Annotated in this window: 4 protein-coding genes (1 of these 4 cut by a window edge); 1 reads left to right on the top strand and 3 read right to left on the bottom strand. The window is 54.2% G+C overall.

Annotation, left to right across the window (positions count from 1 at the left end; all coding sequences use genetic code 11):
• Window positions 1-289 precede the first annotated feature (289 nt).
• Window positions 290-736, top strand: a complete 447-nt coding sequence (locus tag C3B51_RS09160) for a DoxX family protein (RefSeq protein WP_125717363.1) — start codon at window positions 290-292, stop codon at window positions 734-736.
• 60 nt (window positions 737-796) lie between these two features.
• Here the strand turns inward: C3B51_RS09160 and C3B51_RS09155 are convergent, their stop codons facing one another.
• The 3 genes from C3B51_RS09155 to C3B51_RS09145 all read right to left on the bottom strand — a co-directional run.
• Window positions 797-1,468 (bottom strand): hypothetical protein, encoded by a 672-nt coding sequence (locus tag C3B51_RS09155; RefSeq protein WP_130244847.1) that lies wholly within the window; start codon window positions 1,466-1,468, stop codon window positions 797-799.
• Between the two features lie 463 nt (window positions 1,469-1,931).
• Window positions 1,932-11,915: a non-ribosomal peptide synthetase gene (locus tag C3B51_RS09150; RefSeq protein ID WP_130244846.1), complete on the bottom strand. Its 9,984-nt coding sequence runs from the start codon at window positions 11,913-11,915 to the stop codon at window positions 1,932-1,934.
• Window positions 11,915-14,590, bottom strand: partial view of a non-ribosomal peptide synthetase gene (locus C3B51_RS09145; RefSeq protein ID WP_130244845.1) — the 3' end only. It continues 7,332 nt past the right edge of the window; 2,676 of the gene's 10,008 nt are visible here — the last part of the coding sequence; its start codon lies off the right edge, out of view; it ends in the stop codon at window positions 11,915-11,917. The genes C3B51_RS09150 and C3B51_RS09145 overlap by 1 nt, the downstream gene beginning before the upstream one ends.

The raw sequence follows: 14,590 nt of genomic DNA, 5'->3' as shown, positions 1-14,590 counted from the left end.
TCAATTTGACGGAGCAAATATGACGCTAACGGCGTTAAAAATTTCTCATTTAGAACAACTAAATAGCAAAATTTTTGCCTTGTTATCGACCATATTTTCTCGCCTCAAAATAGCACACTTAATTAAGCAAATTGGTATAAATTCTTTTTTATAGAACAAAAGGCGCGATTTTTAGAAATTTTAAAATCTAAAAACGAATTTATACTGTTTCATATCGGCTGAGGGGAAAACAACTAAGGGCGTTTCCCGCAGGCCCTGGCTTTGATATTACAAACTTGAGGAAACGGTAATGACTAAATTAATTCAACTATTCGACCAAAACGCTTCTTTATCTCATCTTGCAGCGCTGCTGGCGCGCGTTGGCCTGTCAGCGATTTTTATTCTGGCTGCAATGAACAAAATTCAATACTTCGAGGGCAACGCCCAGTATATGGCGTCAAGCGGTTTGCCAGCAGAGCTGCTGCCACTGGTGATTGCGTTTGAACTGATCGGTGGCCTGATGATCCTGGGTGGCCTGTTGACACGCCTGACGGCGATTGCATTTGCTGGGTTTAGTCTGGTTAGCGCCTTGCTGTTCCACTTCAACCTGGCAGATCAGATGCAGTTTATTATGTTCTTCAAAAATGTCGCGATGGCGGGTGGTTTCCTGGCGCTGGCGGCCCACGGTGCGGGTAAATTTAGTATTGACCAAAAAATACTGACATCTCAGGGGCTAGTAAACGGTAAACTTGCTTAATTAAACCAGATAAAAATGATTAACACGCGCGGTGGCTTAGCTCACCGCGCGTTTTTGCTGTTACTCTGCGGCCATTACGCGCTTACCATTGGCATCAACCACAAGCAGGTAAGATTTACCAAAATCACCGTTACACAGGTCAATGGCATTGCCGCCAACTTTAAGCCCGTCGGCACAGCTGCTCACCGCATAATAGCCCGTAACCTGGCCTTTTTCTGTGGTGGTCACTTTATCGCCGCCCACCATAACGTCGTAGCTGCCATTAGCAAACAGGCGTACGTTAAAGACATCGGCCTTGTTTTCCTGCTTTTTGCTTATCACAGACAAGGCACGATCGCCGCTTGATTCCCAGGCAATTACCCACAGGTTAGCGCCATCTTTGAGTGTGGTGTTCATGCGGTCTTGTTTTTCACCGCTGTTGCTGTCTTTAACGCCCAGGTTGATCATATTATTGATAGCCTTGTAGCTATAGCTGTAGGTCTTGCCAACTTCCTTGGCAGGCACATCTGCCGACACCACGTTATCGCTGTCGAATAAACCGCTGTAACCAGAACTGATAGAGCGTTTTTTGGCATGAAAATCGGCCATATAGTCTAGCGAGTTAACAAAAGACAGTTTCGCATCATGACTCAGCTGCTCGTCCAGCTCGTCGCTACCTTCACCGCAACCAGTCAGGGCCGCTGATAAACCCAGCAAAACTGTAAGCCCTAATCCTTTGTTGACGTTCTTCATAATCATCTCCGTAATTCCATTCAATAAAAAGTCATTCTCTCAGGCGCAGTGGGGCCTGAAGCAAGTTATATGCATCATCCGGCGCAAGCCTAAGGCAATACCAGACGGCGTTGTTTATGTGTGTCTACCCTTGTTTTTCATGCGCAAATATTAACATGTTTATTACCTTCGCCAAGGTTGCCAAGTGTACACAATTGTTTAATTTTGTAAGCTGAATGACAGCTCTGTCATTCAGTTTGCACAGCCGCCTTAAAAAACCAAAAAACACTTTAAAATCATAAATTAAAACACACCCCAAAGATAAGGCAAAAATATGACAAAAAGGTGATATTGCGCATTGGACAAACACCCGTATCAGGATAGGGCTGGCAGGTTAATCGCAGCTTAAAACATAGAAAATTCACAATAATGTAAAAATTAAAAGCAACCCGGGGGAGTTTACAATCGGGTTGCTTTTATCGGCTCAAATCTCAAGCACTTCTTCGTCTTCATCAATGTCACTGTCGTCAAAGGCAGACTGCAAAGCCATTTCGCTATGGATAAGCTCTGCCACCTGGCCCAGATACTGACACTCAAAGACCTCGGCCACACTGGGCTCAATCTGCCAGTGTGCCTTAATTTCGCTTATCAGTCGCATCATCAGCAACGAATGCCCGCCCAAATCGAAGAAATTGGCCGACATACTGATGGTGTCGGGATCAACCTCCAGCAGGCGTGCAACCACAGCAACCAGTTGCTGTTCAAGCGGTGTTTGCGGCGCGACATATTCCTCTGTCATACCTGTCAGTTCCACTTCGGGTAATGCCTTTCTGTCAATTTTGCCATTGGCAGTGAGCGGCCAAGCGTCGATCAGCAGCCAGGCCGACGGCACCATATAAGGAGGCAAACTGGCAGCCAGGTTGGCCCTTAACTGCGTTGTCAACTCGCTTTCAGGCAGCCCTGGTTGTGGCTCAACGTAGGCCACAATCAGGCCACGGGCTTTATCCACCGTAACCAGCGACTGCGCTACCCGCGAATCCGTGTTGAGTGCGGTTTCAATCTCGCCCAGCTCGACCCGAAAACCCCGGATCTTGATTTGGTCGTCCATCCGCCCGATGTACTCTAACAAGCCATCCGGGCCAAAGCGCACCAGATCGCCGGTTCGATACAGCCGCGTTGCCTGCCCCGACTGAGTAACATACGGATTGGCAATAAAACGCTCATTACTCAGCTGCGGCTGGTTCAGGTACCCCAGCGCCAGGCCATCGCCGCCCACGCACAGCTCCCCCGCCACACCACTTGGCAACAGTCGTCCCTGTGGACTGAGGATCAGGATCTCATCGCCCCGAATACCCCGACCAATGGGCACACCGGCGCTGATGTCCTTGTCTGCCGGTATCGGATAGCAGGCGGTAAAGGTGGTATTTTCAGTCGGACCGTACCCATTGACCACAGTCACCTCAGGCAGCGCAGTCTGCACCGCTTTAACGGCCTGAGGGTTAAGCACATCGCCTCCGGCCAGCACGGTTCGCAATGCCAGTGCATCGCCGGTTAATGTGCCACAGCGCTTGCTCCATTCGCTAAACAGGCCGGAAGTCAGCCACATGGCGGTGATCCCTTGTGCACTCAGCACTGTGTTGATCCCTTCCAGCGACAGATAAGCCTCGGGATACAGCACACAGCGCCCGCCGTTGAGCAGTGGTCCCCAGATCTCCAGCGTGGCGGCATCGAACGCAATATTGGCACTTTGCAGAAACACTGTCTCGCGGCTGAATGTCATAAAGTTGGGCTCGCACACCAAGCGATTCACAGCCCGGTGTGGTGTCATTACGCCTTTTGGTGTGCCGGTCGAGCCCGAGGTGTAAATCACGTAGGCCAGCGACTGAGCCGTTAACCCTGCAGGGCGGGGTAAATCTAAGGTGTCGAGCGTTGACCAAGGGGCATTGTTACCATCCAACACTACTTTAGCCACGGAGCTAAACGCCAGTGCCTGCTGCTGCGCCTGCTCGGTCAGGATCACGCTCAGCTGGGTGTCTTCAATCATATATGCCAAACGAGACTCTGGGTATGCCGGATCCAGCGGCACATACGCCCCACCGGCTTTTAAAATAGCCAAAGTCGCAACCAGCAGATCCAGTGAGCGGCCAATACACAAGCCCACTAAGATGCCGGTGCCAACCTGATACTCGTCACGCAGATACCGCGCCAACTGGTTGGCACGCGCGTTCAGCTCGCCATAACTGAGCGCCTGCGCATCAAGTTGCACCGCAATCTGTTCAGGGGTTACCGCCGCCTGCGACTCAAATAGTTCATGAATACAAGACAAGCGCGGATAGCTGGCCTGCTCACTTTGCCATGCGTTTTGCAGCGCTAATTCAGCCGCTGGCAGCACCGCCAGGGTCGCCACTGGCTGACTGCTGTTGGTGTTGAGTGCCGTAACCAGCGCATTAAGCGCCGTGTCCATCAAAGCAGCAATGCGGCTTGCCTCCACGCTTTGTTCAATCTGAAAATCCAGTGTAAAGCTGGCTTGCTCACCCAGGTCATTGACCGACAGATCAAACGGATAATTAGTCCGTTCACGGGTACTCAACAGCCTGGCAGTGCCTTCACCACCGGCCTCGGCGCTTGCATCGTGTGCGGTATGGCGATAGTTGAGAATGGCGCTGAACAAAGGCGTGTTGCCGCTCAGGCCGCTGTGGCTTTGCGCTTCGGCCAGCGACACCTGCTCGTAAGGCAGCAACGCTTGCAGTGCCGCGTTGACCTCGCCCAGCGCAACCTCAGCACTTTGCTGTCCCAGCGAAACGCGCAGCGGCAAGGTATTGATCAGCATTCCCATCATGCGCTCTATGCCAGGCATTGCATTCATCCGCCCCGACATCACAGTACCAAAGACCACCTCATCGCGGCCGGTGCAAGCGCTTAACACCTGTGCCCAGGCCAGATGGAACAGCGCCGCCGGGCTGCATTGTAAACGTCTGGTAAGCGCGCGGATCTGCTGTGACAGCTCCATGCCCAGCTCGGTACTGTATTCCGCCACAGCATTACCATCGCCGGTTACCTGAGACAAACCAAATGGCAGCGTGGGCGTATCAATGTCGCCAAGCTGCTCGGTGAAAAACGCCGCTGTGTCCAGCTCAGCGCTTTGCGCCATTGAGCGGGCAATAAAGTCACGATAAGGCAGTGGCGCAGGCAACTCGGCTTTATTCGGTGCGCTCAGCTCAGAGAGCAAAATTTCCAGAGAAACATGGTCGGTGATCAAATGGTGGAATTTAAGTAATGCATAGACTTTGCCCTGCTCATCCTGCGGTGACACCATCAGCTGAATAAGCGGTGCTGACTCCAGCTCAAAGCCGTGGGCGGCGTTGGCCACATAGTCTTCAAACTGGGCTTTTATCTGTGCGTGTTCGAATGGCAACTCTGACACCAGCAGCTGCACCTCACGCAGTACTACCTGTACCGCCTGTGCACGGCCGCGCCAAAAAATCGCGGTGCGCAGCACATCATGGCGCTTAATCACAAAGTTCAGCTCATCGATGAGCTGTGCCAGTTGGGCGCTATCTGCAAGCTCAAATGCCATGGTGCTGACATAGGGGTCGTGCAACTGGTTCAGGGTGTGCACAAACAACACCCCTTCCTGAAGCGGCGCCAGCGGATACATATCCTGCACGTTCGCCGCACCACCGGGCACCTTTGCAAGCATGGCATCGATCTCGTCCTGAGCCAGCTCAATCAGCGGCAACATCTCAGGTGTGATAGTGCTGGCCTGTTCGGGAATGCGGTTTGGCGGCACGCTGAACGCAAAATCAACCTGGGGTTGTGCATCCAGATGCGCGGCCATCGCACTCAAACTGCCCGCCTTAAACAAGGCTTGCGCCTGACACTGATAGCCCAGCTGTTTAACCCGTGACAGCAGCTGCATGACCAATAAAGAATGGCCGCCCAGCGCAAAGAAGTTGGCATCGCGGCTTATTTGCTCAACGGGCAGGTTAAGGACATCGGCCCAGATTGCCGCCAATGTGCGCTCTGTGTCGCTCTGTGGTGGCACATAATCGCCGCTTAAATCAGCTTGCTCAGGCGCGGGCAGCGCCTTGCGGTCAATTTTACCGTTAGGCGTTTGTGGCCATTCGTCAATCAGTACAAAGCTGGCCGGGATCATGTACTGTGCCAGTGACTTGCTGAGCACAGTGACAATCGACTCAATCAATGTTTGATCCGGCTGTTCGGTGAGCGGTTTAACGTAGGCCACCAGACGCTGGTTGCCTTGCGTATCTGAGAGCGCCATCACCAGGGCCGAATCAACTTCATGATGCTCACCAATGTGGTATTCGATTTCGCCCAGCTCGATGCGCAGGCCGCGAATTTTCACCTGATGGTCCATCCGGCCCATATATTCTATGCTGCCGTCATCACGAAAACGCACCAGATCGCCGGTTTTATAAAGCTGTGCGCTTGGCAATGTATCCGCAAACGGATTATCAATAAACCGCTCGGCCGTCAGCTCAGGGCGGTTGTGATAGCCGCGCGCCAGACCTTCACCACCAATATGCAATTCACCGCAAGCACCTTGCGGCAATAGGTTCAGTGATTCGTCCAAAATCACCAGCTGGATATTCTGAATGGGTTTACCAATGGGCACGCTGCTGCCGTATGGCTGGCTGCAATCCCAGTAGCTGACATCAATGGCCGCTTCGGTCGGACCGTATAAGTTGTGCAGTTGTGCGGATGGCAAACAAGCCCTGAACTGTTCAACATGGCTTATTTGCAGCGCTTCACCACTACAGAATACCTGATTGATGGAGGTGCAGCGCTCAAGGTTGCCGTGCTCCAGCATTACCCCCAGCATAGAGGGGACAAAGTGCAACTTGGTGATCCCCGCTGCGACAATCAGCTCGCTGAGGTATTCCGGCTCTTTGTGACCACCCGGTTTAGCAATCACCAGCTCCGCCCCTTTGAGCATAGGCCAGACAAATTCCCATACGGAAACATCGAAACTGTACGGGGTCTTTTGCAAAATTCTGTCGTCCGGGCCACAGCCGTATTCATTATCCATCCAGTCGATGCGATTATGCAGCGCCTGATGTTCAACCAGTACGCCTTTTGGCAGCCCGGTGGAACCTGACGTGTAAATGGTATAGGCAAGATTGCGAGCACTCAGGCCAATATCACTCACTGCAATATTGGTATGCGGATAAGCGCTAAAATCAAACTCATCCAGTCGCGTGACGCTTGCTTTGCCAAGGCTCACTCGCCCGGCAACCTCTGCTGTGCTGAGTACCACAGCCGCATTGGCATCTTCAACCAGATAGCTCAGGCGTGCCGGTGGCAGCTCAGGGTCCAGTGGTACATAAGCTCCACCGGCTTTGAGAATACCCCAAATCCCGATCACCATCTCCAGCGAGCGCTCAACACACAAACCCACTAACGCATCCGGTCCGATGTTATGCTCTGCCCGCAGATAATGGGCTAGCTGGTTAGCTCTGGCGTTCAGCTCGCCATAGCTCAGGGTCTGCTCACCAAAGCGCAGCGCAATCTGCTCCGGTGTGGCCGCAGCCTGCTGCTCAAACAACTCGTGAATACACAGCTCGCGGGGGTAATCCAGCGCCGTGTCGTTCCAGCTGTGCAGCTGTTGCTGGCGCTCCGCCTCGTCAAGCACACACAAGCCCTGCACCGCTGTATAGCTCTGGCTGTCCAGTAAATCCAGCACCTGATTCAGGGTCACTTGCAGGTACTGTGCAATGCGCGCCGCCGGAGCACGTTTGTCTACCTGAAGCTCAAAGCCAAAGCCATCGCCGAAGTCATCTACCGAGAGGTTAAACGGATAGTTGGTGCGCTCTTCACTGCTGATAACTCTAAATCCGGCACCCTGCTCCAGCTGCGATTCTTCCACCGCCGAGTGACGGTAGTTCAGCATCGCGCTGAACAGGGGCAGCTGGCCGCTTACGCCGCTACAGCGCTGTGCCTCAGCCAGTGACACCTGCTCGTACGGCATCAGTGCACGCAGGTCGTCATTAATTTGCGCCAGCAGGCGCATCGCATCCTGCTCGCTCAGCGACACCCGCAGCGGCAGGGTGTTGATCATCATCCCCATCAGCTGGCTGCTCAGGCCATCGTCGCTCATGCGGCCCGATAACACAGTACCAAACACCACCTCGGACTGACCGCTACACACGCCCAATACTTTGGCCCACACCAGGTGGAACAGCGCCGCCGGGCTGCTGTGGTACTGGCGGGTCAGGCGGCGAATGCGCTGCGCCTGTGCGTCATCCAGCGTAACATGCACGGTTTCAATGCCCGAGCCGTCATTCAGTACATCGGTCAGCCCATAAGGTAGGGTGGGTTCGCTAACGTCCCCCAGCATCTGAGTGAAGAAGGTTTCGGTATCCAGACTCGCGGTGCGTGCCAGGGTTCGGCCGACAAACTCCCGGTATGGCACAGGCTCACCCAGGCTGGCTTGATTGCCCTGCAGCAGCGCCGTTAGTTCATGGACCAGAATCTCCAGCGAGACGTGATCTGAGATCAAATGATGTTCACACAACAGCGCATAATGCTTGCCCTGCGCGGCGTCTTCACACACGCTCAGTTGCAACAGTGGCGCGTTTTCCAGTTCAATCCACAGCGGCTGCTCAGCCACATGCTTACTAAACGCGGCCCAGACATCTTCAGCCTCGCTAAAGTCCAGCTCAGTCACGGGCAGGTCGACCTGACGTTGTACCACCTGAAGCGCGGTAGTGCGGTTGCGCCACAGGATGGCGGTGCGCAGTACATCGTGGCGGGCAATCAGCGTATTCAGTGCCCATTTAAAGCGCTCAAGCGACTCGCGACTGTCGAACTCAAAGGTGGTGCTGGTGACATACGGGTCCTGCCCTTCGCTCATGGTGTGCACAAACAGCACGCCTTCCTGCAAAGGTGCCAGCGGGTAGATGTCCTGAATATTGGCCATGCCACCGGGGACGGTTGCCGCAATATCAGCAAGCTGTTGTTCATCCAGCTCAGTGAGCGTAACCATCTCCGGGGTGATTTTGCTGCAGTCCGCCGGAATTAAATTGGCGGGCACACAACTTGATTCCTCATTCCCAAGTGCCCGAACCTGGCGTGCCATGTCCTGTAGCGTGTGTGCCCTGAACAGGGCCTGCACATCAGCCTGATACTGACGTGCCCGCAGCTGACTGACCAGCTGCATGATCAGCAATGAGTGGCCGCCCAGCGCAAAGAAATTAGCGTGGACACCCACCTTATCGACGTCAAGCGACAACAAGGAGGCGACGATCTCGACCACCATTTTCTCGGCGTCGGTGTGCGGTGCCTGATAAGGCTGCTCCACCGTTTTAGCCGGCAGGGCCAGCAATGCACGCTTGTCCAGCTTGCCATTGGCAGTCAGCGGCCACTGCGCCACAAAGTTGTAAGCCGAGGGCACCATATAATCCGGCAGGTTGCCGCTCAAATGCTGTTGCAGTGCGTCAATTAAGCTGCTGTCTTGCGCACTTTGAATGAAAGCACGCAGTACCTTGCCGCCTCTGTTCGTACCATCAAGAGTACCAGCCTCGGCCAGGACCACTGCCGACTCCACCTGCTCATGGCTCATCACCTGGGCTTCTATCTCACCCAGTTCGACCCGGAAGCCACGGATCTTGACCTGATCGTCACTGCGCCCGACAAACTCAATTTCGCCATCTTCGCCCATGCGCACCAGGTCGCCGGTTTTGTATAAACGGGCACTCAGCGCTGGATTAGCCGGGTCGAAGTATGGATTACCAATAAAACGCTCGGCGGTGAGTTCGCTTTGATGCAGATACCCTCTGGCCAGACACTGACCACTGACATACAGCTCCCCGACCACACCCGGCGGGCATAACGTCAGCTGCTCGCTGAGCACCAGAGTGGCAGTATTGACGTTGGCGCGGCCAATGGGCACCGCACGGGGCGCATCGTACCCGCCGCTGATGGCATAGCCGGATGCCGTGACTGTGGTCTCAGTCGGACCATAAGTATTAAGCAATACAAAACCCGGTTTAAGCGTGGCCACCGATTGTTTATCCAGTGCTTCACCGCCGACAATCACCAGTCGCAGCGCCAGGGCTTCAAGCTCTGCTTCGCTCAACGCCAGCATATGCCAGAACGCCGTGGGTAAGCTGGCCACACTGATGGCATGGCTGTCGCAGAAGGCGATAAAGGCCTCGCGGCTCAGCGACACGTCTTCATCGCGCAGCACCAAAGTGGCGCCCTGAGTCAGCGTTGCCAGCCACTCTTCGACAAAAATATCGAAGTTCATGGTAGAGAACTGCAACACGTTGTCCGCTTCGGTGATTTCGTAGCGCTGCTCGCAGTTGGCGGCAAAGTTGATCAGGTTATGATGGCTAATCATTACGCCCTTGGGATTACCGGTTGAGCCCGAGGTGTACATCACATAGGCCAGGTTCTCGGGGCTCAAAACCACATCCGGGTTACTGATTGGGTAGCTTGCAAACTGGCTGGCATCATCCAGCTGCACAGCAGTGACGTTAAAGTCGTTCAGGATCCCGGCGACTTTTTGCTGGGTCAGCACCACAGACAGGCCGGTGTCTTCGACCATATACGCCAGACGCTCCTGCGGGTAATCCGGGTCCAGCGGCACATAAGCGCCACCGGCTTTGAGGGTAGCCAGCACCGCCACCATCATTTCCAGCGAGCGGCCCACACACAGGCCAACCAGGGTATTCGGGCCCACCTGATGCTCGGCCCGTAAATAATGGGCCAGCTGGTTGGCGCGTTCGTTCAACTGCTGATAAGTCAGTGTGCCATCATTGCTCTTGACGGCAATACGCGCGTGGCTTTGTGCGGCGCGTGTTTCAATCAGCTGATGTATCTGAGTAGACGGCAGGGGCACGCTCGGTCCACACAACTGTGCAAGATGTGCCTGTTGCTCCTGCTCTTCCATCAGTGTCAACTGAGCAAGTACAGTGCTGGCAGCACTGTCACTGAACAGTTGCAGTGCGCGAATTAGGTGACGATTCAGGGTTTCTATATAATCGGCATCAAACAGCGCCAGATCGTAGGTCCAGCGCAGTGTGTAGCCCTCATCCTGTGGGGTAATGTCGATATCTATGTCGTACTTCAGCGACACTATCTCGCGCTCATATTGCGCAAAGCGCAGTCCGTCCAGTCCAGCATTGGCCTGATCGCTGACACCAAACTCGCTGTCCATCGACAACATGATCTGAAACAGCGGATCGTGCGACAGGCTGCGCTCGACATTCAAACGCTCCACCAGTTGCTCAAACGGCACATCCTGATTGGCCTGCGCATTGTGATGTACATCGCGTACATGAGCAAAATAGTCGCCCAGCGTAGCGTGCCTGGTCTGAGTTCTGAGCACCAGGTTATTAACGAAAAAGCCGATCAGCGGCTCCAGTTCACTTTGCAAACGGTTGGCAACCGGTGTGCCGATCAGAATATCCTGCTGATTACTGTGTTGTGCCAGCACCCAGCTCAGTGCACTATGGACCAGCATAAAGGGCGACATGTCATTGCGCTTTGCCACTACCGTGAGCTGTTGGCTCAGCGCACTGTTTAGGCTAAAACTCTGGCACCCGGCAGCGTGTTGTTTTTCTTCCGGGCGCGGTTGTTTCAGCGGCAGACTGTGGACCGAGGGCGCATCGGCTAAGGTTTCCTGCCAGTATGCTAACTGTGATTCCAGTACGTTTTCCTGCAACCAGGTTTGCTGCCACAGCGCATAATCGGCGTACTGAATGGCCAGCTCTGGCAAGGGGTTCTCCGCTCCTTGTGCAAACGCGCGATATAAAGTCAGAAACTCCTGGCTGAGTAATTCAATCGACCAGCCATCGGAGGCAATATGGTGCATGTTGAACAGCAACACCCCTTGTTGCTGCTCAGTACCAGGGTTTGCCAGCAGAATATAGCGTGAGCGCATCATCACATCCTGAGTCAGATCGAATGGCGTGTTCAGCTCTTCGTCAATCAGGGCTTCAAGCTGCGCCGAACGAGCACTTGCTTCCAGTGCACTCAAGTCGGTCTGTGCAATGGCAAAGCGCACCTCGTCGCGAATGTGCTGCAATGCCCCGTTTTCACCGTCAACAATCACAGTGCGCAGCACTTCGTGACGATGGATAATGGCCTGACAGGCAAGCTCGGCCACCGCCAGATCAAGCGTTCCTGTGACCGTCATCAGGGCTGGCATATTATATTGTGCCGAGCCCTGTTGCAGCTGGTCGATAAACCACAAGCGGCGCTGCGAAAACGACAGCGGCGCTAAGGTCTGATACTGTTCATCGCGCGGCGTAACGGCCTCGCGCTTAGGCTGGGCTTCGCTGTCACTCAGATAAGCCAGCAATTGTGTTTTATTCTCTCTGATCAGCTGCGCTATCTCTGCGGTGACTGCGCCCTTTTCAGCTTCGACTACGAGCGACCCGTCAGAGACACTCACCAAAATCAACTTGTCCTGAAGCAGACTAACTAACTGTTGCGGTTTCATTAAAACACAATCCTTTCTACATTATCTGATTGTTCTAACTTAGCTTTTAGTGCTTTCGCGGCCAGCAGTTCGTCAATCTGCCCGGCTTGCTCAGCCACCGAGGTGTACTTAAATAACTGTTTGATGGTAAGCGTGCAGTCAAAGTGGCTTTCGATGTCCTTCATCAACTTGATCACCAGCAGCGACTGGCCGCCCACGGAGAAGAAGCTTGCCTGGGTACTGACTTGCCCTTCATCGAGGCCCAATACCTGAGACCAGATAGCCACCAATGCCTGCTCAGTATCGGTTTGTGGCGCAATATACTCGCCGCCCAATCCGGCATGCTCCGGGGCAGGCAAGGCTTTGCGGTCAATTTTGCCGTTCGGAGTTTGCGGCCATTCATCCAGCAATAAAAAACTGGCTGGGATCATATATTCGACCAGTGACTTACCCAGTTGCGACTTGATGGAGTCGATCAATACCTGTTGAGATGCTTCATCGCCCAGTGTATGCGGCTTCACATAGGCGACCAGATGTTGATTACCTTGGGGGTCATCGAGCGCCATCACCAGTGCTGAATCCACTTCATCATGCTCGCCGATGTGATACTCAATTTCGCCCAGTTCGATGCGCAGTCCGCGAATTTTCACCTGATGATCAATACGGCCCATGTATTCAATGACGCCATCGCTGCGATAGCGGACCAGGTCGCCGGTTTTATACAAGCGCTGACTGCTGCCAGCCTGGCTGTCGTCATAAAATGGGTTGGCAATAAAGCGCTCTTCTGTGAGCTCTGCGCGATTGTGATAGCCACGCGCCAGACCCTCTCCGCCGATGTGTAATTCACCACAGGCTCCCTGTGGCAACAGATTGAGTGCGTCATCCAGTACATAAAGCTGGATATTCTGGATTGGCTGACCAATGGGCACGCTGCTGCCATGTGGCTGCGCACAATCCCAGTAACTCACGTCGATGGCAGCCTCGGTTGGGCCATATAGATTGTGCAGCTGCGCCTCGGGCAACACGGCCCGGAACTGCTCGACATGGCTGATCTGCAATGCTTCACCACTACAGAATACTTGTTTAATTGAGGTACAACGGCTCAGGTCACCATGCTCCAGCATCACGCCCAGCATAGAGGGCACAAAATGCAGCTTAGTAATGCCAGTTTCGACTATCAGGTCACTCAGGTAATCCGGGTCTTTATGACCGCCCGGCCTAGCGATTACCAACTCAGCGCCTTTGAGCATAGGCCAGACAAACTCCCACACCGACACATCAAAGCTGTACGGCGTTTTTTGCAATATCTTATCGCCCGGCCCACAGCCGTACTCTTTATCCATCCAGTCGATGCGGTTGTGCAACGCCTGATGCTCAAGCAGCACACCTTTTGGCATACCCGTAGAGCCGGAGGTGTAAATGGTATAAGCCAGATTGCGGGCGCTCAGGCCAATGTCGCCCGGTGCAATATTGGCATCGCTGTGGGCGCTATAGTCAAAGCTATCCAGCTCAACAACCCGGGCTTCGCCCAGTGCAACGCGCCCGGCAACCTCTTGGGTGCTGAGCACCACATCAGCATTGGCGTCTTCAACAATGTACGCCAGTCTGGCGCTCGGCAGCTCAGGGTCCAGCGGCACATAAGCCCCACCGGCTTTAAGAATGCCCCAGATCCCGATAACCATTTCAAACGAGCGCTCTATACACAAGCCAACCAGTGAATCTGGCCCTACGCCGTGTTCGCTACGCAGATAATGGGCCAGCTGATTAGCTTTGCTGTTGAGCATTTCATAACTCATGGTCTGCGCACCAAAGCGCAGTGCCGTCGCCTGAGGTGCTCGGGCAACTTGCTGCTCAAACAGCTCATGAACACACCTCTGGCGGGCGTAATCGCGCGCGGTATCATTCCATTTGTGCAGCTGCTCATAACGCTCCTGCTCCGACAGCAGTGGCAGGGTATCGAGCGGATTGGCCAGCTGCGCCTGAGTGAGGCGTGCCAGATATCTGAGCACCCCCTGCAAATGTTGGTCGAGCGCCGCAATATGCTGCTCATTAAACAGGCCTGCGTCGTACAACCAGTTAACGGTCAGCCCGGCATCGTCCAGATCAATGTTTATTTCAATATCAAACTTGGTGGTACAGGCCTCTGGCAACCTTGGCGTAAACGCCAGCCCAGCCAGCCCCTGCTCGGGCTTGTCTGCCAGGGCAAATTCCGAATTGGTGGTCAGCATAACCTGGAACACCGGGCTATAGGCAGTAGAGCGCGGTATTTGCAGGGCATCGACCAGCTGCTCAAACGGCACATCCTGATGCGACTGAGCACCAATGTGCGCCTCTTTAACATGCTCAAGGTAATCGCCCAGATTATGATGGCGGGTGCTGACTCTCAGCACCAGGGTATTGGCAAAATAGCCGATAAGGCCAGCCACTTCGGGCTGGGCGCGATTTGCCACCGGTGTGCCAATCACAATATCCTGCTGATTACTGTGGCGCGACAGCACATAAGCCAGTGCGCTGTGTACCAGCATAAATGGCGTCACTCGGGCCGCTTCCGCAAAGCCTTTCAGCCCCTGACTCAGCGTGCCCGGTAACAAGCTGGTGAAGCCTTTGGCACTGAATGTTTTTTCTTCCGGGCGCGGTTTATCCAGTTGCAGGCCGTGCACAGCCGGTGCATCGCTTAAGGTTTCGCGCCAGTAATT

It is taken from the genome of Pseudoalteromonas rubra (genome assembly GCF_004212645.1).
GTDB lineage: Bacteria > Pseudomonadota > Gammaproteobacteria > Enterobacterales > Alteromonadaceae > Pseudoalteromonas > Pseudoalteromonas rubra_G.
This window is presented reverse-complemented; position numbering and strand designations above follow the sequence as displayed.

What these genes read in the sequence shown, in the direction of transcription:
- C3B51_RS09160 (WP_125717363.1), top strand. Translation starts at nt 290, where the DNA reads ATGACTAAATTAATTCAACTATTCGACCAAAACGCTTCTTTATCTCAT.
- C3B51_RS09155 (WP_130244847.1), bottom strand. Translation starts at nt 1,468, where the DNA reads ATGAAGAACGTCAACAAAGGATTAGGGCTTACAGTTTTGCTGGGTTTA.
- C3B51_RS09150 (WP_130244846.1), bottom strand. Translation starts at nt 11,915, where the DNA reads ATGAAACCGCAACAGTTAGTTAGTCTGCTTCAGGACAAGTTGATTTTG.